A 26,119-nucleotide genomic window follows, 5' to 3' on the forward strand; every position below is an offset into this window, starting at 1 on the left:
CGGTCGCGGGGTGGGGAGAGGAACTGCATCGGACGGAAGGGGGAGGTCACCGGGCGGCGGTACGGGACTTCGCGCCCGCCGCCGCCCGCTCGATGGCGGCGCGGTAGTGGACGACGGTGCCCTCGGCGGCCTTGGCCCAGGTGAAGCGGGACAGCACCCGTTCGCGGCCTGCGGCGCCGAGCCGGGTGCGCAGTTCGGGGTCGCCCAGCAGCCGGCCCAGCGCGGCGGCCAGTGCGCCCGCGTCGCCGGGCGGCACGGCCAGGCAGCTCTCGCCGTCGGGGCCGGTGACCTCGGGAATCGCACCGCCTGTGGTGGCGACCAGCGGGGTGCCGGTGGCCATGGCCTCGGCCGCCGGGAGCGAGAAGCCCTCGTACAGCGAGGGGACGCAGGCGATCTGGGCGCTGCGGACGAGGTCGACGAGCTCGGTATCGGTGATGCCCTTGACGAAGCGGACGGCGTCCTGGAGTCCGTACGTCTCGATCGCGCGGGCCACCGGGCCCTGTTCGGCGCGCTTGCCGACGACGACGAGGTGCGCTTCGGGCTGTTCGGTACGGAGCTTCGCGAGCGCCTCGACGAGGTGCACGAGCCCCTTGAGCGGGACGTCTGCGCTGGAGGTGGTCACGATCCGCCCGGGCACCTCGGCGACGGAGGCGTCGGGCGACCAGAGGTCGGTGTCGGCGCCGATGTGGACGACGTGGATGCGCTCGCCCGGGACGCCGAGGTGCTCGGCGATCTCCTTCTTGGAGGAGCCGGAGACGGTGAGCACGGAGGCAAGCCGCCGGGCGACGCGGCCCTGCATGCGGGTGAACCCGTACCAGCGCCGTACGGAGGCCCGCTTCCTGCGGTCCTTCGCGGCGGCCAGGTCCAGCTTGCGGTCGACGGTGATGGGGTGGTGGATGGTGGTGACCAGCGGGGCACCGAGGTCCGCCAACAGCCCGTAGCCGAGGGTCTGGTTGTCGTGGATGACGTCGAACTCACCGGCGCGCGCGGCCAGATGCCTGCGCGCGCGCAGCGAGAAGGTCAGCGGCTCGGGGAATCCGCCGGTCCACATGGTGGCGACCTCGACGGCGTCGATCCAGTCGCGGTACTCGTCACGCCCCGGCGTGCGGAAAGGGTCGGGGCTGCGGTAGAGGTCCAGGCTGGGGAGCTCGGTGAGGGTCGCGCCGGCGCCGGTGAGGGCGTCGGTGTCGAGCACCGGGTAGGGCTGCGCGCCGATGACCTCGACGGAGTGGCCCAGCTTCACGAGCTCGCGCGCGAGGTGGCGGACGTAGACGCCCTGGCCGCCGCAGAACGGGTTCCCCTTATAGGTGAGGAGTGCGATCCGCAACGGGCGGCCGTCTTCGGCGGCGGGAGCCGTTGACGGGCTCGTAGGGCTCGTCACCATGGCCTCTGCGGTCACTCTCGGCCCCCTTCTCCCTGCACTTTCGCCGGAGCGTAACCGCTCGGATAATCTAGAACAAGTTTCAGACTTGATCCGTTGAAGAGCATTGAATCTACCGGCCGGAAACCACACCGTAAGAGGGGTGGCAGGTGATTCGCGCCACGGATCGGGTGCCTGCCATGCTGGGGCGCGCGACGGCCCGGAGGTAGCACGTTCGGCCGCCCCGGCGCAGACATGAACGCCTTGGAACTGGAACGCCTCGGAACCGGAACGGGACAGATGACAGCGGAAGCGAAGGCCGTGACCCCAGCCGTCACCACACCGGCGTCTCCGCCCCTGACGGAGCGCCAGGAAGCACGCCGCAGGCGGATCCTGCACGCCAGCGCCCAGTTGGCGAGCCGGGGCGGCTTCGACGCGGTGCAGATGCGGGAGGTGGCGGAGTCCTCCAGCGTGGCCCTGGGCACCCTGTACCGGTACTTCCCCTCCAAGGTGCACCTGCTCGTCGCGACCATGCAGGACCAGCTCCAGCACATGCACGGAACGCTGCGCAAGCGCCCGCCGGCCGGGGACGAGCCCTCGGCCCGGGTCGCGGAGACCTTGATGCGCGCCTTCCGCGCGCTCCAGCGGGAGCCGCACCTGGCCGACGCGATGGTCCGCGCCCTCACCTTCGCGGACCGCAGCGTGAGCCCCGAGGTGGACACGGTCTCCCGGCTGACGACGGCGATCATCCTGGACGCGATGGGCCTGGACGCCCCGCCGACGGCGGAACAGCTGTCGGCGGTCCGGGTCATCGAGCACACCTGGCACTCGGCCCTGATCACCTGGCTCTCGGGCCGGGCCTCGATCGCCCAGGTCAAGATCGACATCGAGACGGTCTGCCGCCTGATCGACCTCACGGCCCCGCAGCCCCCGGCGGCGACCGCTCCGACGCCCCCGAAAAAGTCCTGATCTGACGGGTCGGGCGGGCCGCGGGCGGGGCGCGGGCGGAGCGCGGGCGCTCTGGTGGCGCCGCTACTCCTGGGACTCGTCCTTGAAGGCCTCTTCCATCTCCGCCTCCGTGAAACGGCCTTCGCAGGCCAGGTCCGAGGCGAAGAAGGACAGCATGTCGGGCATGCCCGTGCCGGAGCCCTTGCCCGCGGAGAAGTCGTAGCGGCGGGCGAACAGGACCCAGCCCTGCTTCTTCAGGGACACCTGGCTCAGCATGTTCTCCTGGAACGGGTCGCCCCCGGCCTTCCAGCCGAGCCGCTCCAGTTCCGCGATCGTGGCCGTGTACGCCTTCTCGGGATCCTCGACCCGCTCCATCGTCTGCCAGGGCACCATGCAGGCGAGCAGCTCGGCCCGGCGCCCGGCCACGTCCGCGGCCACCCCCGTCGGCGACGGGAAGGCCGTGGCGTCCGCCTCGGGCTGCGGGAGCCCGGCCGCCGTCGTGGCGGCGACGACATCGGCGGCGGCCTGCTCCTTGCCGAAGGCACCGGTGGCCCCGGGGGACGCTCCGGAGGCGGCCGGGGAGGCGCCCGCGCCGGCCGACGCGGCGGACCCCGTGGGCGCCGCGGCTCCGTTCGGCGACTTCGACGGGCTCGACGGCTTCTCCCGGGCCGGCGACGCCGACCCTCCGTCCGCCCCGCAGCCCGCCACCAGCAGCGCCCCGAGCACCACCCCGGCCGTCCACCCGCTCCTGCGCATACCGTTCGCCCCCACCTCACCTGCCGCCCGTTCCGTGCACCGGGCGGTCCTTCGTGGCAGGAGTCTCACACGCCCGCACGAGCAGGCCGGGACTCGGGGCCGGGAACCACGCTGTCCCCCGGCCCCGGCCCCGGCCCCCGGGCGGCCCCCTCACTCCTCCGGAGGGAACACAGCCTCGCCGCTGCCCAGCAGGGTGATCGCGATCGCCTCGACCGGGCATCCCTCCGCCGCCGCGAGCACGGGCTCACTCGCGTCCGTCTCGGCCGCCCGCGGGTGGGACTGCCGCGCCGAGTCGAGGGCGAAGCCCTCCGGGGCGTGGTTCACGCACATGCCCGAGCCGATGCAGACCCCCCGGTCCACCTCGACGTGCCACCGGTCGCCCATCACTCACCGGCCGCGGGGGGTACGTACCCTGCCGGGAGGTGGATCATCTTGTGCTCCAGGTACTCGCCCAGCCCCTCCGGGCCGAACTCCCGCCCGACGCCGCTGTTCTTGTAGCCGCCGAACGGCCCGAGCATGTCCAGGCTGAAGGTGTTCACGTTGAAGGTGCCGGTGCGCACCTGGCGCGCGAAGTCGATGCCGTGCTCCACGTCGCCGGTCCAGACGCTGCCGCTGAGCCCGAACTCCGAGTCGTTGGCGACCCGTACCGCCTCCGCCTCGTCCCCGTACGGGATCAGGCAGACGACCGGGCCGAAGATCTCCTCGCGGGCGATCCGCATCGAGTTGTCGACGTCTCCGAAGAGGGTCGGCTCCACGTACCAGCCCTGCTCCAGGCCCGAGCCGGACGGACGCCCGCCGCCCGAGAGGACCTTGGCGCCCTCCTCCTGGCCGATCCGGATGTAGTCGAGCGAGCGCTGCTGCTGCCGCCTGGCCACCAGCGGGCCGAGCTGCGTCGCAGGGTCCATCGGGTCGCCGACGACCAGCGCCGAGGCCGCGGCGGCGAGCGCCTCGGCGATCTCCTCGTAGCGGCTGCGCGGGGCGAGGACGCGGGTCTGGGCCACGCAGGCCTGGCCGTTGTTCATCCAGGCCGCCGGGACGATGCCGGCGATGGTGGTGTCGAGGTCGGCGTCCGGGAGGATGACGGCCGCGGACTTGCCGCCGAGTTCGAGGGTCACGCGGGTGAGGTTCTTCGAGGCGACCTCCATGACCCGCCGGCCGGCGGGCACGGAGCCGGTGAAGGCGACCTTGTCCACGTCCGGGTGGCCGACGAGGTACTCGCTGACCTCGCGGTCGGCGGGCAGGATCGACAGCACGCCCTCGGGCAGCCCGGCCTCGCGGGCGATGTCGGCGAGGATGTAGGAGTCGAGGACCGCCTCCGGGGACGGCTTGAGGATCACCGTGCAGCCGGTGAGCAGCGCGGGCGCCAGCTTGGCGGCGGCCACGAACTGCGGGACGTTCCACGGGATGACGGCGGCGACGACGCCGACCGCCTCGCGCCGGACGAGGATCGGGCCGAGGACGCCCTGGCGGAACTCCTCGTAGGGGTAGTCGCGGGCCACGGTGATCGCGGCGTCGTAGACCATCATCGGGCCGAGGGCCTGAGCGAGGATGCTCCAGGAGTACGGGGACCCGTTCTGGGAGCTGATCGAGCGGGCGATCTCCTCGTGCCGGACGGCTATGGCGTCCTTGATCCTGGTCACCACCGCGATCCGCTCCTCGAGCGTGGTGCGCGGCCAGGGGCCCTCGTCGAAGGCCTTGCGGGCCGCGGCGACGGCCCGGTCGACGTCCGCCTTCGAGGCGTGCGGGACGCTGCCGATGACCTGCCCGGTGTGGGGCGAGACGACCTTGATCGTGTCGGAGCCCAGCGGATCCGTCCACTCACCGCCGATGAACAGTTTTCCGTGTTCCACGAGCTCGGTCATGGCTTGTGCCTCCTGCGGCTTGGCGTTGCAGAACTGATACCAGTTCTAGTTCTAGGAGTCCACGGCCCTGACCGAACCGCCTCGTACAACACATCGAAGATCCAACGACTAGTCAGATCGCCCCGAAGATGGTCGACTTGGGCTACTAATGCAACACGTTCTCGTGAGAGTGGAGCCAGAGTGGAGCCCTTCAAGGCAGAGGACACGACACTGGGCACCCCCCACGTCACCGATCACGGCGGCGGCGTGTGGGGCATCAAGGTCCCCATCCCCGACAATCCGCTCGGCCACACCCTCGTCCACGTCCTCGACACCGATCGCGGCCCGGTCCTCATCGACACCGGCTGGGACGACCCCGAGTCCTGGGACACCCTCGTCGCCGGGCTCGGCGCCCTCTCCATCGCCGTCGCCGACGTGCACGGCGTGGTCATCACCCACCACCACCCCGACCACCACGGCCTGTCCGGCCAGGTCCGCGAGGCCTCCGGCGCCTGGATCGCCATGCACGCCGCCGACACCGAGGTCGTCGTACGGACCCGGGCCTCCGAACCCGGCGTCTGGTTCGACTACATGGCCGAGAAGCTGGCCACCGCCGGAGCCCCCGAGGAGCACATCGCCCCGCTGCGCGCCGCCCGCGCGAGCGGCCGCATGACCACCCTGCCCGGACTCCGGGCCGCCGTCCCCGACCGGGATATCGTGCCCGCGGAGCTGCTGCCGCTGGCCGGCCGCCGGCTGCGGGCGGTGTGGACCCCCGGGCACACCCCCGGCCACGTCTGCCTGCACCTGGAGGAGAAGCACCCGGGGAACCTCCCCGGCAACGGCCGCCTCTTCTCCGGGGACCACCTGCTGCCCGGGATCTCCCCGCACATCGGCCTCTACGAGGACCCCTCCTCCGAGGGGGTCGCCGATCCCCTCGGCGACTACCTCGACTCCCTCGAACGCATCGGCCGCCTCCAGCCGGCCGAAGTGCTCCCGGCCCACCAGTACGCCTTCACCGACGCGCAGGGCCGCGTACGGGAACTGCTGGACCACCACGAGGAGCGGCTGACCGGGCTGCGCGCGCTGCTCGCCGCCGAGCCGCTGACGCCGTGGGCGCTGGCGGAGCGGATGGAGTGGAACCGGCCCTGGGAGCAGATCCCGTACGGCTCCCGCAACATCGCGGTCTCGGAAGCGGAAGCCCACCTGCGGCGCCTGGTGAAACAGGGCCGGGCGGAGGCGGTTGCGGGCAGCGACCCCGTGACGTACCGCGCCGTGTAAGGGGCGCGGGCGGGCGGCGGCACCGGGCCCACACCCTACGGGCCGGTAGAGTATGGCCGTCGTCCACACTTCCGTACGGGGGGAAGCCGGTGCGAATCCGGCGCTGACCCGCAACCGTGACCCGCCCCGGCAGCATCGGGGGCGGGGAGCCGGATTGCCCCGTACCGGAGGTGCGCGGCTCGTGCCGCCGGGTCCTCCGGCGGCCGGCACCGTCGAGGTAAACGGAGCCGGAGCCCGGTACCAGCCTCCATCGCTGTGCTGCCTGCCTCCGGGTCCCCGGCACGAGAGGCACCCGCCCCGCCATGAACGTCCGCCGCAGCGCCGCCACGCTCGCCGCTTCCGCCGTGCTCTGCGTGGGCGCGGCCCCCGTGGCCCTCGCCGATGTCGCCACGCCGTCCCCGGCACCCGTCATCCCCTCCGGACTCTTCGGCAAGAACGACCCGTCGTTCGACGGGGTGTGGCGGCAGTCGTTCGCACTGCTCGCGCAGCACACGGTCGGCGAGAAGCCCGCGCAGGCGGCCGTGGACTGGCTCGTCGGCCAGCAGTGCGCCGACGGCTCCTTCGCCGCCTTCCGCGCCGACCCGGCCAAGGCCTGCGACGCCTCCGCGTTCATCGACTCCAACGCCACCTCGGTCGCCGTGCAGGCCCTGGCCGCGCTCGGCGGCCACGCCGAGACGGTGAAGAAGACGGTCGGCTGGCTGAAGTCCGTACAGAACGACGACGGCGGCTGGAGCAACAACCCCGGCGGCGCCATGGACGGCGGCTCGGACGCCAACTCCACCGCCCTCGTGATCAGGGCCCTGGAGGCGGCCGGCGAGAAGCCGGCCGAGGTCAAGTCGAAGTCGGGCAAGTCCCCGTACGAGTCCCTCCTCGGCTTCCAGCTGGGCTGCTCGGCCGAGCCGGCGGCCGACCGGGGCGCCTTCGCCTTCCAGCCGGCCGGCGGCAAGCTGCCCGCCAGCGCCGACGCGACGGCCGCCGTCGTCCTGGCCGGACTCGGCACGGGCCCGGTCGTCACCCCTTCTCCTACGGACACCCCCGCGGCCCCGCTCACGTGCCCGGCGACCGCCGGTGACCCGGTGGCGGCGGCCCAGGGCGGCGCCGGATACCTGGCCCAGGCACTGAAGAAGGACGGCCACCTCACCGCCCTCACCCCGGGCGCCGACCAGTCCACCGCGGACAACGGCAACACCGCCGACGCGGTGATCGCCCTGGCCGCGGCCGGGCACAAGCAGTCCGCGGCGGGCGCGCTGGAGTGGCTGAAGGGCAACTCGGCCGAGTGGTCCAAGGGCAACCCGGCCGGTCTCGCCACCCTGATCCTGGCCGCGCACGCGACGGGCACCGACCCGAAGGCCTTCGGCGGCACCGACCTGGTCGCGGCGCTGAACGCGACGGGCCCCGCGCCGCAGAGCGCCTCCGCGAAGGCGTCGGAGCAGCCGGCGGAGAAGAAGGAGAAGGATTCCGGTGGTGGCAACGTCTGGTGGATGATCCTCGCGGGCGCGGCGGCCGGCATGGGCATCGGCATCGTGCTGAGCGGGCGCCGGAAGAAGAACCAGCTCTGATGCGCGCACGCCGCCCGTCGCTGCCGGCCCTCGTCACCGGCATGGTCCTGGCCCTGGCCATGACCCTGCTGGCCGCGTCCCCCGCCCTGGCCTCGACCTACCGCTACTGGTCGTTCTGGGACGGGGCCCGCGGCACCTGGGCCTACGCCACCCAGGGCCCCTCCTCGGCACGTCCGGCGGACGGCTCCGTGCAGGGCTTCCACTTCGTGGTGAGCAAGGACGCGGCCGATCAGGCCGCCCCGCCGCGCGCGGACGCCGATTTCGCGGCCATCTGCTCGGCCACCGCCCCGGTGGCGGGCAAGAAGCGGATCGCGCTGGTCATCGACTTCGGCACGCCCGCCGAGGCCCAGGCCGGCGAGACCCCGCCGCAGGGCGCTCCGCGTACGGCGTGCGCGCAGGTCGGCCCGGACGCCACGACGGCCGAGGCGCTGGCGGAGGTCGCGAAGCCGCTGCGCTACAACAGCGCGGCCCTGCTGTGCGCGATCTCGGGCTACCCGAAGCAGGGCTGCGGCGAACCGGTGTCGGACACGGCCACGGCCCCGGCGACGACCACGGACAAGTCCAACACCACCACCGGCTCCGGCTCCGGCGGCGGGGGCCCGTCGGCGGGCCTCTTCGCCGGCATCGCAGCGGTGGCCGCCCTGGGCGCGGCCGCCTTCTGGCAGTCCCGCCGCCGCCGCGCCCGATGACCGACCGGCCTGCGGAGGACGGCGGGGCGGGCGCCGACGGCGCTCAGCCACCCACCAGGGCCACCCGCACTCGCCCCTCCCTCCGCACGGGTGGTGCGGGTGGGAACGCGGCCCGGCCGCAGGCCGGGCGCACCACCCACGGCGCGACACGCGACGTCCCGACCCCGCCCGGCCCGAACGCACCCGACCGGGCAACCGGGAGCCCGCGCGTGCCGACGTACAGAAAATGGCACGCCCCCGAGGCCACGCGGAGCAACGCCCTGCACGCGGGTGCCTGGTGGCTGTGGGCCCTCGGGCTCGCCACCGCCGCCTCGCGCACCACCAACCCGCTCCTCCTCGGGCTGATCGTCGGCGTCGCCGGGTACGTGGTCGCGGCCCGCCGTACCGACGCCCCCTGGGCGCGTTCCTACGGGGCGTTCGTCAAGCTCGGGCTCTTCGTCATCGGCCTGCGCCTCGCCTTCTCCGTGGTCCTCGGCTCCCCCATCCCCGGCGTGCACACCCTCTTCACCCTTCCGGAGGTCCCCCTCCCGGACTGGACGCAGGGCATCCGGCTCGGTGGCCGGGTCACCGCCGAGCAGCTCGTCTTCGCCTTCTACGACGGCATGAAGCTGGCCACGCTCCTCATCTGCGTCGGCGCCGCCAATGCCCTCGCGAACCCGGCGCGGCTGCTGAAGTCGCTGCCCGCGGCCCTGTACGAGGTCGGCGTCGCCGTGGTCGTCGCGATGACCTTCGCGCCGAACATGGTCGCGGACGTGGTCCGCCTGCGCACGGCCCGCCGCCTGCGCGGCCGCCCCACCGGCGGGATCAAGGCGATCCTCCAGATCGGCCTGCCGGTGCTGGAGGGCGCCCTCGAGCGTTCCGTGGCCATCGCCGCCTCGATGGACGCGCGCGGCTACGGCCGTACGGCGCGGGTTCCCGCCGCCGTCCGCCACACCACCAACGTGCTCACCCTCGGCGGGCTGCTCGGCATCTGCGCGGGTACGTACGGACTGCTGGCGGCGGAGGGCGCCGAGTACGGCCTGTCCCTCCTCCTCTTCTCCCTCCTCCTGGCCCTGGCCGGGCTGCGGCTCGGCGGCCGCCGGTCGGTCCGGACCCGGTACCGGCCGGACCGGTGGGGCGTACGGTCCTGGCTGGTCGCCGGGTCGGGCGCGGCGGTCGCGGCGCTGCTGATCCGGGCCGCGTCCCTGGACCCGGAGGCCCTGCGCCCCGGCGTGGTCCCCCTGGTCGTCCCGACCCTCCCGCTCTGGCCGGCTGCGGCGATCCTGCTGGGCCTCCTCCCGGCCCTGGTTGCCCCGCTGCCCCCCACCCCACCGAAGGAGGCGTAGAACTTCCCCGTGATCCACTTCGAAGACGTATCGGTGACGTACGAGGGCGCGGCCGCCCCCTCCCTCTCGCACGCCGACTTCACGCTCCCGGAAGGCGAGCTGACCCTCCTGGTGGGCCCCTCGGGCGTCGGCAAGTCCACCCTCCTCGGAGCGGTCTCGGGCCTGGTCCCGCACTTCACGGGCGGCACCCTCAAGGGCCGGGTCACGGTCGCCGGCCGGGACACCCGCACGCACAAGCCGCGGGAACTCGCGGACGTGGTCGGCACGGTCGGCCAGGACCCGCTGGCCCACTTCGTGACGGACGTGGTCGAGGACGAGCTCGCCTACGGCATGGAATCCCTGGGCCTGGCGCCCTCCGTCATGCGCCGCCGCGTCGAGGAGACCCTCGACCTGCTCGGCCTGAACGACCTCCGCGACCGCCCCATCGCCACCCTCTCCGGCGGGCAGCAGCAGCGGGTGGCGATCGGTTCGGTCCTGACCCCGCACCCCCGCGTCCTGATCCTGGACGAGCCCACCTCCGCCCTCGACCCGGCGGCGGCGGAGGAAGTCCTGGCCGTCCTGCAACGCCTGGTCCACGACCTGGGCACGACCGTCCTGATGGCGGAGCACCGCCTGGAGCGGGTGGTCCAGTACGCCGACCGGGTCCTGCTCCTCCCCTCCCCGGGCGCACCCCCCGTCCTGGGCACCCCCTCGGCCGTCATGGCCGTCTCCCCGGTCCACCCCCCGGTGGTAGCCCTGGGCCGCCTGGCCGGCTGGTCCCCCCTCCCCCTCTCCATCCGAGACGCCCGCCGCCAGTCCACCCCCCTCCTCACCCGCCTGACGACACCCCCCCGGTCCGCCACCGGGGCACAGCCTCCGACCGAGGCCGGCCAGGGGTCCGGGGCGGAGCCCCGGGCAGGGTCCGGGGCGCAGCCCCACGCGGGGTCCGGGGCGCAGCCCCAGGCTTCGGCCGGTACGGACCCCCGTAACGGTTCCCGGGCGCAGCACCAGTCCGGCGCCGGGGCACAGCCTCCGGCCGAGGCCGGCCAGGGGTCCGGGGCGGAGCCCCGGGGAACGGGCGAAGGGTGGGTAGGGGACGGCCGCCTGCAGGGCCCCCGCCCCGGCCTGCTCGCCCGGCTGCGCCGCCACCGCCTCCGCACCCCCCGACCCGCCCCGGCCGACCCCAACGGGACCACGGGGGCGACGGGGGCCACCCCGGCCCCGGCGACGGTCAAGGCCGTCTCCCTCCGCCGCGGCCGCGCCGAAGTCCTCCGCGACATCAACCTCACCGTGGAGAAGGGCGAGACCATCGCCCTGATGGGCCGCAACGGCGCCGGAAAGTCCACCCTCCTCGCCACCCTCATCGGCACCCTGGAGCCCACCACCGGCCAGGTCACCGTCAGCGGCCGCACCCCCCACCGCACGCCGCCCCCCGAGATGGTGACCCGCGTCGGCCTCGTCCCCCAGGAGCCCCGCGACCTCCTCTACGCCGACACCGTCGCAGCCGAGTGCACCGCCGCCGACCACGACGCCGGCCAGGCGCCCGGCACCTGCCGTGCCCTCGTCGCCGCGCTCCTCCCCGACGTCCCCGACGACACCCATCCGCGCGACCTCTCCGAGGGCCAGCGCCTGGCCCTCGCCCTGGCCCTGGTCCTGACCGGCCGCCCGACCCTGCTGCTCCTCGACGAGCCGACCCGCGGCCTGGACTACGCCGCCAAGGCCCGCCTCGTGGAGATCCTGCGCGGGCTCGCCGCCGACGGCCACGCCATCGTCCTGGCCACCCACGACGTGGAACTCGCCGCCGAACTGGCCCACCGCGTGGTGATCCTCGCCGGCGGCGAGATCGTCGCGGACGGCCCGACCGCCGAGGTCGTCGTCTCCTCCCCCGCCTTCGCCCCGCAGGTGGCCAAGATCCTGGCCCCGGGCCACTGGCTCACGGTCTCCCAGGTCGAAGCGGCCCTCTCCGGCGGGCCCCTCTCCGGCGGGCCCCTCTCCGGCGGAGCCGCCTCATGAGCACCTCCGCCCCGACCCCCCACCCCCGTTCCCGCCCCCTCCGCATCGGCCCCCGCGCCGCCGCCGCCCTGGTCCTCGTCACCCTCATCGGCATCGCCGCCTTCGGCTGGCCGCTCCTCGCCGACCGCCAGTCCGGCGTCGCCCACTCCCAGGACGCCCCCTGGCTCTTCGCGGCCCTGCTCCCCCTCCTGGTCGGGGTGGTCGTCGCGACCATCGCCGACGACGGGATGGACGCCAAGGCCGTCGCCATGCTCGGCGTACTGGCCGCGGTCGGGGCCGTGCTGCGCCCCCTCGGTGCCGGTACGACCGGCCTGGAGCCCATGTTCTTCCTGATGGTGCTGAGCGGCCGGGTCCTCGGCCCGGGCTTCGGTTTCGTCCTGGGCGCGGTCACGATGTTCGCGTCGGCCCTGCTCACGGGCGGTGTCGGGCCGTGGATGCCGTTCCAGATGCTGGCCCTGGCCTGGTTCTCGCTGGGCGCCGGGCTGCTGCCGGGTCCGGACCGGATCCGGGGGCGGGCCGAGCTGGCGATGCTCGCGCTGTACGGCTTCCTCGGCTCGTTCGCGTACGGCACGATCATGAACCTTCAGGGCTGGGTGATCCTTCAGGGCATGGACCAGGGCATCGCCTTCCACCCCGGGGACCCGGTCCCGGCGAACCTCGTGCGCTTCCTCGCGTACTGCCTGGCGACCTCGCTGGGCTGGGACCTGGGCCGGGCCGCGCTGACCGTCGTACTGACCCTCACGCTCGGCGGGACCCTGCTGAAGGCGTTGCGGCGGGCGACGAGGAAAGCGGCGTTCAACGCGCCCGTGGCCTTCGATCCGGGGGCCGCGAACGCCCCGAAACCTTCTCCCGAGAGGGGTACGGGTAGCCACGGAGGGTGAGATCCGGGCCCCCCGGCGGTGACCCGCCCCACAGGACCTAGGTCACATACGAAGCGGGATAGTAGTCCTTAGGCGTCCCGCACCCACCCCCACGCACCACTCCCCACCAGCGGTGATGTCGTCCCGCCCCAAAGGGGGTCGTTGCACCCGGGCTGCGAGGACCACTAGTAAGAGGGGGCGTTGCCGGGCGGGCTCTACCCCCGTAGAACTGGATGAGTCGCAGGGCGGACGGAGGTCCCCCGGATCCCCGCTCCCGCTGACGAACCCCTTTTCTTCACGTGAGTGGCTCATCCATGCCTGCGACTGCCCTTGTCTCCTTCGGAAGGTCCGTCCGTGTCCACCACTGTCATCCGCCGCATCGCCGCTTCGAAGAAGACCCTCGCGGGTACCGTCCTCGCCCTGGGCGTCGCCGGTTCCATGCTGGCCGCGGTTCCCGCGCAGGCCGCCCCGCTGAGTGCCAAGGCGATCGCCCAGCAGATGATCAAGGACCCGGCGCAGTTCGCGGCCTTCAACAACATCGTGTCCCGTGAGAGTGGCTGGGACCACACCGCCACGAACTCCTCCTCGGGCGCCTACGGCCTGGTCCAGGCCCTGCCGGCCTCGAAGATGTCCTCGGCGGGCTCGGACTGGAAGACCAACCCGGCCACCCAGATCAAGTGGGGCCTGGACTACATGAACTCCCGCTACGGCAGCCCCGAGGGCGCCTGGACCTTCTGGCAGAACCACCACTGGTACTAAACCACCAGCGGCAGCGGCCAAAGCAGCACGCGCACATGCGAAGGCCCCGGCGGCCGACCTCCCCAGGTCCGGCCTCCGGGGCCTTCGCGATCCCATCCCACAGGGTCCAAAGGCGGCGCAGCAGGTGCTACAGCCGCTGGATGATGGTGCCGGTCGCCAGCGCCCCGCCCGCGCACATGGTGATCAGCGCGAACTCCTTGTCGCGGCGCTCCAGCTCGTGCAGTGCGGTGGTGATCAGCCGGGCCCCGGTCGCGCCGACGGGGTGGCCGAGCGCGATGCCGCCGCCGTTGACGTTGACCTTCTCCAGGTCCTGGTCGAAGACCTGGGCCCAGCTGAGGACGACGGAGGCGAAGGCCTCGTTGATCTCGACGAGGTCGATGTCCTTGAGGGACATGCCGGCCTTGCCCAGCACGGCCCGCGTGGCGTCGATCGGCCCGTCCAGGTGGAAGTGCGGGTCGGAGCCGACCAGCGTCTGGGCGACGATCCGGGCGCGCGGCCGCAGCTTGAGGGCGCGGGCCATCTTGCGCGAGGCCCACATCACGGCGGCGGCGCCGTCGGATATCTGCGAGGAGTTCCCCGCGGTGTGCACGGCGGTCGGCATGACCGGCTTGAGCCGGGCGAGCGCCTCCATGGAGGTGTCGCGCAGGCCCTCGTCCCGGTCGACCAGCCGCCACATGCCCTGCCCCGCGGCCTGCTCGGCCTCCGTGGTGGGCACCTGCACGGCGAAGGTCTCGCGCTTGAACCGCTCCTCGGCCCACGCCGCGGCGGCCCGCTGCTGGGACAGGACCCCGAGCTTGTCAACGTCCTCGCGGGTCAGGCCCCGGTGGCGGGCGATGCGCTCGGCGGCCTCGAACTGGTTCGGCAGGTCGACGTTCCACTCGTCCGGGAAGGGCTTGCCCGGCCCGTGCTTCGATCCCGACCCCAGCGGCACGCGGCTCATGGCCTCGACCCCGCAGGCGATGCCGATGTCCATGACACCGCCGGAGATCATGTTGGCGACCATGTGGTTGGCCTGCTGGGAACTGCCGCACTGACAGTCCACGGTGGTCGCGGCGGTCTCGTACGGGAGGCCCATGGCCAGCCAGGCGTTGCGGGCCGGGTTCATCGACTGCTCGCCGGCGTGGGTGACGGTACCGCCGACGATCTGCTCCACGCAGTCGGGCTGGATCCCCGTGCGGGCGAGGAGCTCGCGGTAGGTCTCGCCGAGAAGGTAGGCGGGGTGAAGGTTGGCGAGCGCGCCCCCGCGCTTGCCGATCGGGGTGCGTACGGCTTCGACGATGACGGGTTCCGCGGCCATGAGCTCGTCCTCTCCTGCTCCTGCGTAGCGCACAGCGCGCATCGGCTAGCGCGCCTCAGCTGACGGGCGGGCCGTCCCGGCGCCCCACCCTAACTAGTACGCGTTCTAGTTCTCCCCGCAGTCTTATGACCAGAACACCCGGTACGCAAGGGTCTTGCACGCGGCTTCCACGGATTCCACACGCAACAGTTGGCGCGGGGCCCCTTGTCACTTCTAGAACTCGTTACTACCTTCAAGCCAACTTCTGATGGGCCGTCAGACTCTGGAGCCGCCCGATGACCTGCCCCGCACTGCCCGAAGGCTTCGACGCCACCGACCCGGACGTGCTCCAAGACCGGGTCCCCTACCCCGAGTTCGCTCAGCTGCGGCAGACCGCACCCGTGTGGTGGTGCCCGCAGCCGCGGGGCATCACCGGCTTCGACGACGAGGGGTACTGGGCCGTCACCCGGCACGCGGACGTCAAGTACATCTCCACGCACCCGGAGCTGTTCTCCTCCACCACGAACACGGCGATCATCCGCTTCAACGAGCACATCCGGCGCGAGACCATAGATGCCCAGCGACTGATCATGTTGAACATGGATCCGCCGGAACACACCCGCGTACGCCAGATCGTGCAGCGCGGCTTCACCCCGCGGGCCATCCGCGGGCTGGAGGACGCCCTGCGCGACCGGGCCCGCAAGATCGTCGCGGAGGCCCTCGAAACCTCGGCCGACGGAAGCTTCGACTTCGTCACCCAGGTCGCGTGCGAACTGCCCCTCCAGGCCATCGCCGAGCTGATCGGCGTACCGCAGGAGGACCGCTCGCGGATCTTCGACTGGTCGAACAAGATGATCGCGTACGACGACCCGGAGTACGCGATCACCGCCGAGGTCGGCGGCAACGCCGCGGCGGAGCTCATCGGTTACGCGATGAACCTGTCCGCCGCCCGCAAGGAGTGTCCGGCCAAGGACATCGTCACGCAGCTGGTGGCCGCGGAGGGCCAGGGCAACCTGGGCTCCGACGAGTTCGGCTTCTTCGTCCTCCTGCTGGCCGTCGCGGGCAACGAGACCACCCGCAACGCCATCAGCCACGGCATGCACGCCTTCCTGACCCACCCCGAGCAGTGGGAGCTGTACAAGGCGACCCGGCCCTCCACCGCCGCCGAGGAGATCGTCCGCTGGGCCACCCCCGTGGTGTCCTTCCAGCGCACCGCCACCCAGGACACCGAACTGGGCGGGCAGAAGATCAAGGCCGGCGACCGCGTCGGCATGTTCTACTCCTCCGCCAACCACGACCCCGAGGTCTTCACCGACCCCGACCGCTTCGACATCACCCGCGACCCCAACCCCCACATGGGCTTCGGCGGCGGCGGCCCGCACTTCTGCCTCGGCAAGTCGCTGGCCATCATGGAGATCGACCTGATGTTCAACGCCCTGGCCGACGCCCTGCCCGACCTCCACCTCGTCGGCGAGGGCCCGCGCCGGCTGCGCGCTGCCTGGCTGAACGGCATCAAGGAACTCCGGGTCAGCCACGGCTGACCCGTGATCCAGGACGGCAGGGGCCCACCTCCCACGCCCAGCCCCTGCCGTCCCTCGGTTGTTACCCGCCGGTCACCGGTCGTTATCATCCCGCCACCTTCGGGATCATTGCCTTGGCGGCGGGCCGGACCCCAGACTGCCCGGATGAACCTCGATGACCCCAGCGCGAGACGTTGGCAGCGGCTGCCCACGACGTGGCAGCGGATGGTCGATCTCGGCGATGGGTCCGAGCCCATGAGCCAGGGGGTCCTGGCCCTCATCGAGGCCGCCCGCGAAGAGCCGGAACTGCGCCGCCTCTACCCGTACACCAGCCACTTCACCCTGTGGTTCAGCGCCTCCGCGGGCCACCCCTTCGCCGTGACCGCCCCGGCAGTGGAACCCCTCCCCAACGGCCGCTTCCGCGTCCGCGGCCCCCGCCAAACCACCGTCCTCGGCGAAGCCGACACGGCCCGGGCGGCGATAGCCCTGGTGGTGGCGAACCTGCCGGCGGAATAGCCGAACCCAAGGGCCGACCCACTCCAGCCCCGCCGTGCCAAAACCAGCCCCTCCGGCGTTTGAGGAGCGGGAGCCCGGGGGTAGCGCCCCCGCAACACTGCCGCACGGGCGGGGTCCGGGGCGCAGCCCCGGGGAACGGGCGCAGCCCGAGCAGGGGACAGCCCCGCAGGGCCCGCCGCACCCTCCACCCCACGCCCCCGAGTGGCGCGAGCCACCCCACGGGCGGATCCTGACAGAACGCGGCGATCCATCGCGAAGGGGTGCCGGGGCGGGCTGCTACACCGCCCCGGCACCCCTTCGCGACCCGACCGCCCCGGTCAGGCCCTCGTCCGCTCCGCGGACCCCGCGGACCCCGCGGACCCCACCCCGACCCGCTCCGGCCGCCGCGGCCTCGGCACGGAAACCCCGGCCGGCACGGCATCGCCCCGAGGGCCCGACAGTACGTACACGAGCCCGAACCCCGCCCCGACGACCACCGCGCCGCCGACCGCGTCGAGCACCCAGTGGTTGGCGGTCGCGACGATCGCGCACACGGTGATCGTCGGGTGCAGCACGCCGAGCAGCTTCTGCCACCCCTTCGGCGCGATCGTCACGATCACGATCCCGCACCACAGCGACCAGCCGAAGTGCAGCGAGGGCATCGCCGCGTACTGGTTGGAGATCGCGGTCATGGCCCCGTAGCTCGGGTTCGCCAGATCCTGCACCCCGTGCACGGTGTCGACGAACCCCAGCCCGGGCATCAGCCGCGGCGGCGCCAGCGGGTACAGCCAGAAACCTATGAGCGCCAGCACGGTCGCCAGGCCCAGCGAGGCCCGCGCCCAGCGGTAGTCCTTGGGGCGGCGCCAGTAGAGGACGGCGAGTATCCCCAGCGGAACCACGAAGTGGAACGACGTGTAGTAGAAGTTGAAGAACGCCTCCACCCACGGCACGCTCACCACCGCATGGTTCACGGCGTGCTCGATGTCGATGCCGAGCGCCTTCTCGATCCCGTGGATCTGGCTCCCGTTGCCCTCCGCCAGGCTCCGGCTGGTGGGCGCGGCGGCCCGGATGTGCGAGTACAGCGAGTACCCGACCCGTATCAGGAGCAGTTCCAGCAGCAGGTTCGGACGCGACAGCACCCGCCGCCAGAACGGCAGCAGCGGCACCCGCGCCCACCGCGCGGGCGCGGGCCGGCCGTAGGCCGTGGGGACCGGCTCGCGCCAGTACGGGGAGGAGCGCGGCAGGAACGGCACCGCGCAGGCCGCCGCGAGGGCCGCGAGCAGCAGCACGTTGTCCCGTACGGGAGCCAGCGCGACCAGATTGGGCAGCAGCACGTCGCTCGGCAGGGTCATGGCGAGGACCACCGCCACCGGCCACACCGGCCGGTCGGCGGCCCGCTTGCCGACCTTGCCGGCGACCGCGAGCAGCACCCACAGCAGCTGGTGGCGCCAGCCCGTCGGGGACACGGCGACGGCCACGCAGCCGGTGATCGCGACGGCGAGCAGCAGCTGGCCGTCCCGCGCGTAGCGGGCCGCACGGCGCAGGCCGATCCAGACGATCGGGGCCGCGAGGGCGGCGTAGAGCAGGATCTCGCCGGGGCCGGACAGGCCCAGGCGCAGCAGGGCGCCGTGTACGGACTGGTTGGTGAGGCTGTCGGGTGCGCCGCCGAGGCCGGTGCCGGCCAGGTGCTGGACCCAGTACGTCCACGAGTCGCCGGGCAGGGCGGCCCAGGACAGCGCGGCGGCGCCGGTGAAGGTCAGGGCCGCTGAGCGCGCGGTGGTCCTGCGTCCGGACAGCCACATCAGCGGTGCGAAGAGCAGCAGCGCGGGCTGGAGAGCCGCGGCCAGGCCGATCAGGAACCCGGAGGGGCGCTCGCTCGGGACCCGGAACACGGCGAGGAGCACCAGCAGCACCGGCAGCACGGCGGTCTGCCCCGGCAGCGCGGCCTCACGGACCGGTAGCGAGACCATCATCAGCCCGACGAGCACGGGCGCGGCGAGCAGCGCGGTGCGCCGGGGCACGGGGTCGGGCAGGGCGCGCGCGGCGACCAGCCCGACGGCCGCGACGAGCAGCAGGGTCACGCAGGTCCAGGCCACCTCCAGGGAGGGCGCGGCGAGGCCCAGGAGGGGTTTGAGGACCAGCCCCGCGAAGGGGGTCCCGGTGAACTGGCCGCTGGTGTAGAGCGAGCCCGGCAGGCCGCCCGGGAGGTGGAAGCCTCCGAGCCACTCGCCCGGTGGCACGCGCAGCACGACCGAGGCCTGCCTGACGGCCAGCAGCAGGGCCAGCGCCCACAGCATGAGGCGCGCCGCCCCGAGTCTTCCGCCGCTACCGCCTATGACCCCGGCATGTCCGTTCGCACCACTGTGCTCCGCCGCGTTCGCCACGCCTCGCCGGCCTCCCGCCCTGTTGACTGCAACCCCGACTTCGCCTGGCTGCCGCGTTTCGTACTGCGTTTCATACCGCGCGCTTCATTTACCCGGACGACGATATCCCCCGCGCGATACCTAGGATGGCGTGCATGAGCATCGTGAAGATCAACGCCCTCACCGTCCCGGACGAACAGCGCGAGGTTCTGGAGCAGCGGTTCGCCTCCCGCGCCGGCTCCGTGGAGAACTCGGACGGCTTCGAATGGTTCGAGCTGCTGCGGCCCGTCGAGGGGACCGACCAGTATCTCGTGTACACGCGGTGGCGTTCCGAGGAGGACTTCCAGGCGTGGATGGAGGGGCCCATGAAGGCGGCCCACCAGGGTGGCGGCGCGGGCGGCGCGGCGGGCGGCCCGGCGGGCTCCGAGGGCGGCGCGGAGCGGCCGAAGCCCGCTGCCACGGGCTCGACGGTGTGGTCGTTCGAGGTCGTGCAGCAGGCGGCGCCGAAGCGGGGCTGACCTACGGAGAGGGTCCCGGAGCCGTGGCTCCGGGACCCTCTTTGCTTCGCTTCCGACTTTCCTTCGCTTCCGTCCGGCTCAGCTCCAGAAGGCGTCCATCTCGTCGATGTCCTCGATGCAGACGTCGAGGTCGCTGATCTTCCCGCCGACGATCGTGAAGAAGATGCCCTCGTGGATCTCCATCCCGCGGTCGCCGCGATCGGCGCGCGTTGTGTGGAAACTCATGACGTGGCCGCGGCCGTCCGCGAGCAGTTTGTCCAAGTGGAGCCGCATGGTGCCGTGCGTCTCCTCTCCCATCCGGCGGTAGAGGTCGAGCACGGCCTCGCGCCCCTTGTGGTGCCCGGAGATGGGGCTGCTGCCGGGGACGTGCTGGATGACGTCGGCCGTCATCATCGTGCTCAGCTTCTCCATGTCGCCCTGGCCGAAAGCCTCGTAGCCGCGGCGGATCAGGGCACAGTCAGGATGCTCCGACATGACGGTCACGCCCTTCGTGCGTACGGTTTGACCCTTTTCCTATCATCGGCCCGGCCCTGTGGATATTCCAACGCGGACGGTCGGGAACCGCTCCACAATGACGTCATGACCAGCAGAGAGACCCTCCCCACTGCTACGCCGACACCCACGGCCACGGCCACATCCACGTCCGCGGCCACCCCCGCTCCCACGGCCACTCCCGAGCCCGCCGTCACGGCGTCGCCCGCGTCCGGCCCACCCCCGGCCGGGGCCTGGCAGGTCGCCGCCGAGCCGTTCACCACCCCGGACGCCACGGTGCTGCGCCGCGCGTACTACGCGGAGGTCGCCGGCCGGTACTGGCGGCGGTCCGTCACCGAGGCCGAGATCGACCAGGGCCTCCTGGACTTCCCGGACGACGACCTCACGGCGCCGACGGGCCGGTTCCTGGTGGGCAGACTCGACGGACGGCCCCTCGCCTGCGGCGGGATACGCCTGCTGGACCCCGTCACCGCCGAGCTCACCCGGGTGTACGTGGACCCGCGCGCCCGCGGTACGGGTGGCGGGGCGGCCCTGCTCCGGGCCCTGGAGGACGCGGGCCGCGCGCTGGGCGCCGAGCGGGTCCGGCTGGACACCCGGTCCGACCTGGTGGAGGCCCGCGCGTTGTACGCGCGGCACGGGTACGCGGAGATACCCGCGTACACCTCCGGCCCGTACGCCGAGCACTGGTTCGAGAAGCGCCTGGTCTGACCGTTCACCCGGCGCGGGGGTTCACCTGGCGGAGTGGTCCCGGCGGGGCAAGGTCTCGTAGGGCTCCTCGTCGACGGAACCGCAGAGCTCCGAGTTGATCTCGGCGACCAGCTCGGAAAGGTCGGCTGGGCGGTCCGCGGTCCACCAGTCACCGAGCAGCTCGGCGAGCGACTCCTCCCGCGCGGCGGACAGCTTCAGCGCGCTCTCGCGCCCCTTGTCCGTCAGGACCAGCGGCAGCCCGTCGCGGACGGCGAGGCCACGCTCCTCGATCTGGCGGCCCGCGTCCGTGATGGCACGCAGCGGCACCATGGTCCTCTCGGCGAGCACGGCCGGGTCGGCGCTGCCGTACCTCTTGATCCGCAGCAGCAGCCAGCTGGCGGCGGGCAGCAGGTCGTAGCCGGCCTTCTCGGTGATCTTCTCGTAGACGTGCTTGCGGCCCTGGAGGGTCCCGAGCACCGTCAGGGCGCGGGCGACCTCCTCCCGCGATGAGCGCTGGACGGGGTTGGAGGCGAGGGTCTCGGTGACATCGGGCGCCGTCACCGAGGCGCGCAGCTTGTCCTCCTTGAGGAACCAGGCCACTACGAAGGCCACCAGCACCACAGGGGCCGCGTAGAGGAAGACGTCGGTGATGGAGGTGGAGTAGGCGTCGAGCACGCGCGGCCGCAGCACCGCGGGGAGGACGCCGATGGCGCGCGGGTCGGCCTCCAGCTTGCCCGCGTCCAGCCCCGGCGGCAGCGGGACGCCCCTGAGCGCACCGGCCAGCTTGTCGTCGAGCCGGTTGGTGAAGATCGTACCGAAGATGGCGACGCCGAAGGAGGCGCCGATGGAGCGGAAGAAGGTGGCACCGGAGGTGGCGACGCCGAGGTCGGCGTAGCTGACGGAGTTCTGCACCACGAGGACGAGCACCTGCATGACCAGTCCGAGGCCGGCGCCGAAGACGAAGAAGTAGACGCTCATCTCCCAGGTGGAGCTGGTGCGCTCCAGCTGGTGCAGGAGCAGCAGCCCGACCGCGGTCAGGGCCGTACCCGCGATCGGGAAGACCTTCCAGCGCCCGGTGCGGCTGACGATCTGGCCGGACACGGTGGAGGTGATCAGCAGTCCGAGCACCATCGGCAGCATGTGGACGCCCGACATGGTCGGGGAGACGCCCTGGACCACCTGGAGGAAGGTCGGCAGGTAGACCATGGCGCCGAACATCGCGAAGCCGACGATGAAGCTGATCAGCGAGCAGAGGGTGAAGGTCCGGATCCCGAACAGTTTGAGCGGGAGCACCGGCTCCACGGCCCGCCGCTCGACGAGGACGAAGCAGACCAGCAGCACGAGGCCGAGTACCGCGAGCCCGATGATCTGAGGCGAGCTCCAGCCCCACGTACCCCCGAGCGAGGCCACGAGCACCAGGCAGGTCGCGACGGAGGCGATGAGGAAGGTGCCGAGGTAGTCGATGGTGTGCTTCTCGGTCCGTACCGGGATCTTTAGGGCCGCGGCGATGACCACGAGGGCGACGAGACCGATGGGGAGGTTGATGTAGAAGACCCAGCGCCACGACAGGTGGTCCACGAACAGTCCGCCCAGCAGCGGACCCAGCACGCTGGTGGCTCCGAAGACCGCACCGAAGAGCCCCTGGTACTTGCCGCGTTCGCGCGGCGGGACGATGTCTCCGACGATCGCCATCGACAGCACCATCAGCCCGCCGCCGCCCAGTCCCTGAAGCGCGCGGAAGCCGATCAGCTGCGGCATGTTCTGCGCCAGGCCGCACAGGGCGGACCCGATCAGGAAGAGCACGATGGCGGACTGGAAGAGCTTCTTGCGCCCGTACTGGTCCCCGAGCTTGCCCCACAGCGGCGTGGCGGCGGTCGAGGCGAGCATGTAGGCCGTGACCACCCACGACAGGTGTGACATCCCGCCGAGATCGCTGACGATCGTCGGCAGGGCCGTCGACACGATCGTCTGGTCGAGCGAAGAGATGAGCAGCCCCAACAGCAGCGCACCGATGGAGACGAGCACCTCGCGTGAAGCGTGTTCAGCGCTGGGGCCGGGTGCCCGCTTCCGCGGGTCGGGCTCCGTGGTCACGTCCTGCACCATCGGCTCCTCCTCGGGCCTGATCGACTCCTCCATCCTGAGCGGTGTGTCCGGTTATGGCCTGTCGGGCGGGTTGGGCGGGCTACCGAGGGTCTGCATAATCGCAGGCAGCAGCCAGGGGAGGGATTCGAGTGAGCACTGAGCACTGTCCGGATTGCGGCACAGCGGAAGGAGCCTGCGACTGCGCACCAGGCTTCGAACCCTTGCGCGTCCGCCCCTACGTCACCCTCCCGAACCCCACCCCACCACCCCCGGCCACCAGGCCCCACCCGCACGCGGCAGGCAACGCAGAGGCCACGGACCCGTCAGGCACCACAGGGCACCCCGGCCCGCCGACCTCCCCGTCCCGCCCGGGCACGGCAGGCAACCTGGGCGACGCGAGCACGTCAGGCACCCCAACACACCCCGGCCCACCGGCCTCCCCCTCACGCCCGGGCCCGGCAGGCACCCCGGGCGACGCGGGCGCGTCAGCCACCACGGGGCACCCCGGCCTGCCGACCTCCCCCTCACGCCCGGGCGTGAGAGGCACCCCGTGGGACGCGAGCACGACGGGCACCCCAACACACCCCGGCCCACCGGCCTCCCCCTCACGCCCGGGCCCGGCAGGCTACGCGGGGGACGCTGGCGCGTCAGGCCTCACGGGGCACCCCGGCCCACCGGCCTCCCCCTCACGCCCGGGCGGGGCACCGGCAGCGGCAGCCACCAATCCCCATCCGAACCGCCCAGCCACCCCGCCACACCCAGGCGCGGCAGGCACCACGGCGCCGCACGCGGGCCGGCCGCACACCCCCTCCACCACCCCCGGCCCCGGCCCCGGCCCGGCGAACACGGCACCACCGCGCGCAGCCGGGTCCGGCACCGCCCCGCAACCCGACCCGGGGGCCACCGCGCCGCACTCCGACTCGGCGATCACCCCGCCGACGTACGCCGACCGCGAGGGCACCACGTACCCCGGCCACACGGACGCCTCGGCGGCCCCCGCCAAGCCCCACCCCGACCAACTGGGCACCGCGCCCACCCACCCGGGCCACGCGGCCACCCCGCCACCCCACACCCACCCGGCGGACGCCACTCCGCACCCGGGCCGCGCAGCCAACGTGCCGCCCCACCCCGGGCCGGCAGGCGCCACTGCGTACCCCGACCCGACGGGCAACCCGCCCCACCACCCCGGCGGGGCGGCCGCGTTCCCGGCCTACCCCGGCCCGGCGGATGCCGCATCAGCACACTCGGGCCCGGCCGACGTCCCGACGCCCCCCACCAGCCAGCCCCGCACCGCGCCGCTGCCATCGGGGGACGAGACTCCCGCGTACGGGACTCCCGTAGCGTCCCTGCCCGAAGAAACGATGCAGCTGCGCCCCGTCCCGGCGTACGAGCCGTACGCGCCGCCCGGGACCCACGGCCCGTACGGATCACCCGAGGCCAATCCGGACCCTTACGGGGCACACGCAATGGACGGCGCGGGCGGGCCGCACCCGCCCATACCCCCGAGACGCCGCATCCGCGCACTCCCCGCCGCCGCGGCGGCCATCGTGCTGGTCGGCGCGGCCGTCCTCACGCTGAGGGCGGTCTCGGGCTCCGCCTCCCCAGAGGCCACCCTCGTCGACGCGAAGCCCTCCACACCTCTGACCAGCCTCACCCAGGTCGCCCCGTCACAGCCCGCCAAGAGCACCAGCCCGTCTCCGTCGCCCTCCCCCACGCCGTCACCCTCCCCCAGCCCCTCCCGGTCGACGTCCGCCTCCCCCTCGCCCTCCCCCACCCCGACCCGTTCGTCGACCCCCTCGACCACCCCGTCGCCCACACCGAGCCGTCCCTCCTCGCCGACCTCGCGGCCCCCGTCGCAAGCGCCGACCCTCCGGTACGGGGATTCGGGCCCCGAGGTGGAAAAGCTCCAGCGCCTGCTGGCGGCACAGGGCATCTACCGCGGGAAGTACGACGGCAGGTACGGCGCCCGTACGGAATCGGCGGTCTCGACGTTCCAGGCGTACAACGGCATCGACGAGGACCCTTGGGGCGTCTACGGTCCGGCGACCCGTCGCGCCTTGGAGGGATAGAACACACCGGTTCTGGTGGCGAGCACCCCTCCGAGTTTTGTATTGTTCAGGAACAAAGTGGTTCCGTCCTCACTCCCTGACCGGTGGACGGAACCACTTGTTCTCTTTCCCGTCCCGTCTGGAGCCTCTCCGATGCCGGCCAGCACCACCGCCACCGCCCCCGCCGTCCTGACCGCCAAGGCCCTGCTCCTGGACATGGACGGCACCATCGTCAACTCGGACGCGGTGGTCGAGCGCTGCTGGTACGACTGGGCCGTCGCCCACGGCCTGGATCCGGAGGAGGCCCTCAAGGTGGTCCACGGCCGCCAGGGCTACGCCACGATGGCGATCCTGCTCCCGGACCGCCCGATGGAGGAGAACCTCGCCGAGAACGCGGTGATGCTCGCCCGCGAGACCGCCGACACCGAGGGCGTCGTCCCGATCGGTGGCGCTCCGGCCTTCATGGACGCCCTCAGCTCCCTGCCGCACGCCCTGGTCACCTCCGCCGACGTGGCCCTGGCCACGGCCCGGATGACGGCCGCCGCCCTGCCGATGCCCGAGGTGCGGGTCACCGCCGAGTCCGTGCAGGCCAGCAAGCCCGACCCCGAGGGCTTCCTGATGGGCGCCGCCGCCCTCGGCGTGGACCCGGCGGACTGCATCGTCTTCGAGGACTCGGCCGCCGGCATCGCCGCAGGCCAGGCTGCGGGCATGCGGGTCATCGGCGTGGGCCCCCGCGCCGCCGCCCACGGCCCGACCGCCCACGTCCTCAACCTGACCGCCGTCACCGTCACCACCTCCCCCGACGGCTCCATCACCCTCACCCTCCAGACGGCCTGACCCGGAAGACCCGCCGGCCGGCTCAACGGCCGGCTCGACGGCGGAACGCTCCCAACCGCCCGCATCCCGTTCCGCACCCCATGGACCGACTCTCGGCGACCACGCGCCCTAGCGAAGGACAGCCGGAGATCGCCGGAACCGGCGCGCTCCGGGGAACAGGCTGACGCCACGCCCTTCCCCTCACCCCCGGACCGAGACCGCCCCGAAGGAGACACCCAGCACGCGCCGCCGGCGGCGGGAGGCACTGCGATCGGGGCAGGGCATCCGAAGCCGGCGGGTGTCACCGGTGAAACCCGTTGGTGGGCTGCACCCGTCGGCGGGCATCAGCGGCGGTCACCACCAGTGGGCAGCACCGGCGGCAACCGTCGGCGCAAGTCACGCACGCCCCGACCGGCGCCGGACGTGCACCGGCACAGGCGCCCCGCCCAGATGTG

At 72.8% G+C, this 26,119-nt stretch carries 22 protein-coding genes and 1 riboswitch; of the genes, 14 read left to right on the forward strand and 8 right to left on the reverse strand.

Features of this window, described 5'->3' with window-relative positions:
• Window positions 1-46: 46 nt before the first annotated feature.
• Complete coding sequence (locus OG435_RS14955; protein ID WP_266877324.1) at window positions 47-1,399, reverse strand: glycosyltransferase family 4 protein; 1,353 nt, start codon at window positions 1,397-1,399, stop codon at window positions 47-49.
• A 261-nt stretch (window positions 1,400-1,660) separates the two neighbouring features.
• On the opposite strand from OG435_RS14955, the gene OG435_RS14960 reads away from it, so the two are divergent.
• On the forward strand, window positions 1,661-2,329 hold the full coding sequence (locus tag OG435_RS14960) for a TetR family transcriptional regulator (RefSeq protein WP_266877325.1): 669 nt from the start codon (window positions 1,661-1,663) through the stop codon (window positions 2,327-2,329).
• A gap of 63 nt (window positions 2,330-2,392) precedes the next feature.
• Here OG435_RS14960 and OG435_RS14965 read toward each other — a convergent pair whose 3' ends face one another.
• From OG435_RS14965 to OG435_RS14975, 3 genes are all read right to left on the reverse strand, one after another.
• Entirely contained in the window at window positions 2,393-3,064 is a 672-nt protein-coding gene (locus OG435_RS14965) for a hypothetical protein (RefSeq protein WP_266877327.1), read from the reverse strand.
• Window positions 3,065-3,214: 150 nt separating this feature from the next.
• Window positions 3,215-3,448, reverse strand: coding sequence for a ferredoxin (locus OG435_RS14970; protein ID WP_266877329.1), 234 nt, complete (start codon window positions 3,446-3,448; stop codon window positions 3,215-3,217).
• On the reverse strand, window positions 3,448-4,926 hold the full coding sequence (locus tag OG435_RS14975) for an aldehyde dehydrogenase (RefSeq protein ID WP_266877331.1): 1,479 nt from the start codon (window positions 4,924-4,926) through the stop codon (window positions 3,448-3,450). Before OG435_RS14975 ends, OG435_RS14970 begins: the two co-directional genes overlap by 1 nt.
• A gap of 180 nt (window positions 4,927-5,106) precedes the next feature.
• On the opposite strand from OG435_RS14975, the gene OG435_RS14980 reads away from it, so the two are divergent.
• From OG435_RS14980 to OG435_RS15010, 7 genes are all read left to right on the forward strand, one after another.
• Entirely contained in the window at window positions 5,107-6,183 is a 1,077-nt protein-coding gene (locus OG435_RS14980) for an MBL fold metallo-hydrolase (RefSeq protein ID WP_266877333.1), read from the forward strand.
• A gap of 42 nt (window positions 6,184-6,225) precedes the next feature.
• Window positions 6,226-6,326, forward strand: a riboswitch (cobalamin riboswitch).
• Between the two features lie 159 nt (window positions 6,327-6,485).
• Window positions 6,486-7,742, forward strand: a complete 1,257-nt coding sequence (locus OG435_RS14985) for a prenyltransferase/squalene oxidase repeat-containing protein (protein WP_266877335.1) — start codon at window positions 6,486-6,488, stop codon at window positions 7,740-7,742.
• Window positions 7,742-8,431, forward strand: coding sequence for an SCO2322 family protein (locus OG435_RS14990; RefSeq protein ID WP_266877337.1), 690 nt, complete (start codon window positions 7,742-7,744; stop codon window positions 8,429-8,431). The genes OG435_RS14985 and OG435_RS14990 overlap by 1 nt, the downstream gene beginning before the upstream one ends.
• Window positions 8,432-8,640: 209 nt before the next feature.
• Window positions 8,641-9,756: an energy-coupling factor transporter transmembrane component T gene (locus tag OG435_RS14995; RefSeq protein ID WP_266877338.1), complete on the forward strand. Its 1,116-nt coding sequence runs from the start codon at window positions 8,641-8,643 to the stop codon at window positions 9,754-9,756.
• Window positions 9,757-9,765: 9 nt separating this feature from the next.
• Window positions 9,766-11,748 carry an ABC transporter ATP-binding protein gene (locus tag OG435_RS15000; RefSeq protein WP_266877340.1) on the forward strand — a complete coding sequence of 661 codons (1,983 nt, stop codon included), beginning with the start codon at window positions 9,766-9,768 and terminating at the stop codon, window positions 11,746-11,748.
• The gene (locus OG435_RS15005; RefSeq protein ID WP_266877342.1) at window positions 11,745-12,629 is read left to right on the forward strand and encodes an ECF transporter S component; all 885 of its coding nucleotides are present in this window, start codon (window positions 11,745-11,747) and stop codon (window positions 12,627-12,629) included. Before OG435_RS15000 ends, OG435_RS15005 begins: the two co-directional genes overlap by 4 nt.
• A 333-nt stretch (window positions 12,630-12,962) precedes the next feature.
• Window positions 12,963-13,367, forward strand: coding sequence for a transglycosylase SLT domain-containing protein (locus OG435_RS15010; protein WP_266874998.1), 405 nt, complete (start codon window positions 12,963-12,965; stop codon window positions 13,365-13,367).
• A gap of 127 nt (window positions 13,368-13,494) precedes the next feature.
• Here the strand turns inward: OG435_RS15010 and OG435_RS15015 are convergent, their stop codons facing one another.
• On the reverse strand, window positions 13,495-14,664 hold the full coding sequence (locus tag OG435_RS15015; RefSeq protein WP_266877343.1) for a steroid 3-ketoacyl-CoA thiolase: 1,170 nt from the start codon (window positions 14,662-14,664) through the stop codon (window positions 13,495-13,497).
• A 275-nt stretch (window positions 14,665-14,939) separates the two neighbouring features.
• On the opposite strand from OG435_RS15015, the gene OG435_RS15020 reads away from it, so the two are divergent.
• Together OG435_RS15020 and OG435_RS15025 are read left to right on the forward strand one after the other, a co-directional pair.
• Window positions 14,940-16,184: a cytochrome P450 gene (locus tag OG435_RS15020; RefSeq protein ID WP_266877344.1), complete on the forward strand. Its 1,245-nt coding sequence runs from the start codon at window positions 14,940-14,942 to the stop codon at window positions 16,182-16,184.
• A 144-nt stretch (window positions 16,185-16,328) separates the two neighbouring features.
• Window positions 16,329-16,679, forward strand: coding sequence for a DUF6193 family natural product biosynthesis protein (locus OG435_RS15025; RefSeq protein ID WP_266877345.1), 351 nt, complete (start codon window positions 16,329-16,331; stop codon window positions 16,677-16,679).
• A gap of 317 nt (window positions 16,680-16,996) precedes the next feature.
• On the opposite strand, the gene OG435_RS15030 is transcribed toward OG435_RS15025, so the two are convergent.
• A complete protein-coding gene (locus tag OG435_RS15030; protein WP_266877346.1) occupies window positions 16,997-18,955 on the reverse strand; it encodes a bifunctional glycosyltransferase 87/phosphatase PAP2 family protein in 1,959 nt (652 codons plus the stop codon).
• A gap of 221 nt (window positions 18,956-19,176) precedes the next feature.
• Here OG435_RS15030 and OG435_RS15035 point away from each other — a divergent pair, with 221 nt between their 5' ends.
• On the forward strand, window positions 19,177-19,539 hold the full coding sequence (locus OG435_RS15035) for an antibiotic biosynthesis monooxygenase family protein (RefSeq protein WP_266877347.1): 363 nt from the start codon (window positions 19,177-19,179) through the stop codon (window positions 19,537-19,539).
• 78 nt (window positions 19,540-19,617) lie between these two features.
• Here the strand turns inward: OG435_RS15035 and OG435_RS15040 are convergent, their stop codons facing one another.
• A complete protein-coding gene (locus OG435_RS15040) occupies window positions 19,618-20,013 on the reverse strand; it encodes a nuclear transport factor 2 family protein (protein WP_266877348.1) in 396 nt (131 codons plus the stop codon).
• A 294-nt stretch (window positions 20,014-20,307) separates the two neighbouring features.
• Here OG435_RS15040 and OG435_RS15045 point away from each other — a divergent pair, with 294 nt between their 5' ends.
• The gene (locus OG435_RS15045; protein ID WP_266881757.1) at window positions 20,308-20,739 is read left to right on the forward strand and encodes a GNAT family N-acetyltransferase; all 432 of its coding nucleotides are present in this window, start codon (window positions 20,308-20,310) and stop codon (window positions 20,737-20,739) included.
• A 21-nt stretch (window positions 20,740-20,760) separates the two neighbouring features.
• Here OG435_RS15045 and OG435_RS15050 read toward each other — a convergent pair whose 3' ends face one another.
• The gene (locus OG435_RS15050; RefSeq protein ID WP_323187941.1) at window positions 20,761-22,821 is read right to left on the reverse strand and encodes an MDR family MFS transporter; all 2,061 of its coding nucleotides are present in this window, start codon (window positions 22,819-22,821) and stop codon (window positions 20,761-20,763) included.
• A gap of 1,340 nt (window positions 22,822-24,161) precedes the next feature.
• Between OG435_RS15050 and OG435_RS15055 the strand changes: the two genes are divergently transcribed.
• Both OG435_RS15055 and OG435_RS15060 read left to right on the forward strand, forming a co-directional pair.
• Window positions 24,162-24,869 (forward strand): peptidoglycan-binding domain-containing protein, encoded by a 708-nt coding sequence (locus OG435_RS15055; RefSeq protein WP_266877350.1) that lies wholly within the window; start codon window positions 24,162-24,164, stop codon window positions 24,867-24,869.
• A 132-nt stretch (window positions 24,870-25,001) separates the two neighbouring features.
• The gene (locus tag OG435_RS15060) at window positions 25,002-25,685 is read left to right on the forward strand and encodes an HAD-IA family hydrolase (RefSeq protein ID WP_266877351.1); all 684 of its coding nucleotides are present in this window, start codon (window positions 25,002-25,004) and stop codon (window positions 25,683-25,685) included.
• Window positions 25,686-26,119 lie beyond the last annotated feature (434 nt).

The sequence above is a fragment of the Streptomyces sp. NBC_01264 genome (assembly GCF_026340675.1).
Classification (GTDB): Bacteria; Actinomycetota; Actinomycetes; order Streptomycetales; family Streptomycetaceae; genus Streptomyces.

What these genes read in the sequence shown, in the direction of transcription:
- OG435_RS15020 (WP_266877344.1), top strand. Translation starts at nt 14,940, where the DNA reads ATGACCTGCCCCGCACTGCCCGAAGGCTTCGACGCCACCGACCCGGAC.
- OG435_RS14970 (WP_266877329.1), bottom strand. Translation starts at nt 3,448, where the DNA reads ATGGGCGACCGGTGGCACGTCGAGGTGGACCGGGGGGTCTGCATCGGC.
- OG435_RS15015 (WP_266877343.1), bottom strand. Translation starts at nt 14,664, where the DNA reads ATGGCCGCGGAACCCGTCATCGTCGAAGCCGTACGCACCCCGATCGGC.
- OG435_RS14965 (WP_266877327.1), bottom strand. Translation starts at nt 3,064, where the DNA reads ATGCGCAGGAGCGGGTGGACGGCCGGGGTGGTGCTCGGGGCGCTGCTG.
- OG435_RS14985 (WP_266877335.1), top strand. Translation starts at nt 6,486, where the DNA reads ATGAACGTCCGCCGCAGCGCCGCCACGCTCGCCGCTTCCGCCGTGCTC.
- OG435_RS15025 (WP_266877345.1), top strand. Translation starts at nt 16,329, where the DNA reads ATGAACCTCGATGACCCCAGCGCGAGACGTTGGCAGCGGCTGCCCACG.
- OG435_RS15050 (WP_323187941.1), bottom strand. Translation starts at nt 22,821, where the DNA reads ATGGTGCAGGACGTGACCACGGAGCCCGACCCGCGGAAGCGGGCACCC.
- OG435_RS15060 (WP_266877351.1), top strand. Translation starts at nt 25,002, where the DNA reads ATGCCGGCCAGCACCACCGCCACCGCCCCCGCCGTCCTGACCGCCAAG.
- OG435_RS14960 (WP_266877325.1), top strand. Translation starts at nt 1,661, where the DNA reads ATGACAGCGGAAGCGAAGGCCGTGACCCCAGCCGTCACCACACCGGCG.
- OG435_RS14990 (WP_266877337.1), top strand. Translation starts at nt 7,742, where the DNA reads ATGCGCGCACGCCGCCCGTCGCTGCCGGCCCTCGTCACCGGCATGGTC.
- OG435_RS14975 (WP_266877331.1), bottom strand. Translation starts at nt 4,926, where the DNA reads ATGACCGAGCTCGTGGAACACGGAAAACTGTTCATCGGCGGTGAGTGG.
- OG435_RS15040 (WP_266877348.1), bottom strand. Translation starts at nt 20,013, where the DNA reads ATGTCGGAGCATCCTGACTGTGCCCTGATCCGCCGCGGCTACGAGGCT.
- OG435_RS15055 (WP_266877350.1), top strand. Translation starts at nt 24,162, where the DNA reads ATGCAGCTGCGCCCCGTCCCGGCGTACGAGCCGTACGCGCCGCCCGGG.
- OG435_RS15035 (WP_266877347.1), top strand. Translation starts at nt 19,177, where the DNA reads ATGAGCATCGTGAAGATCAACGCCCTCACCGTCCCGGACGAACAGCGC.
- OG435_RS15005 (WP_266877342.1), top strand. Translation starts at nt 11,745, where the DNA reads ATGAGCACCTCCGCCCCGACCCCCCACCCCCGTTCCCGCCCCCTCCGC.
- OG435_RS15030 (WP_266877346.1), bottom strand. Translation starts at nt 18,955, where the DNA reads ATGCTGTGGGCGCTGGCCCTGCTGCTGGCCGTCAGGCAGGCCTCGGTC.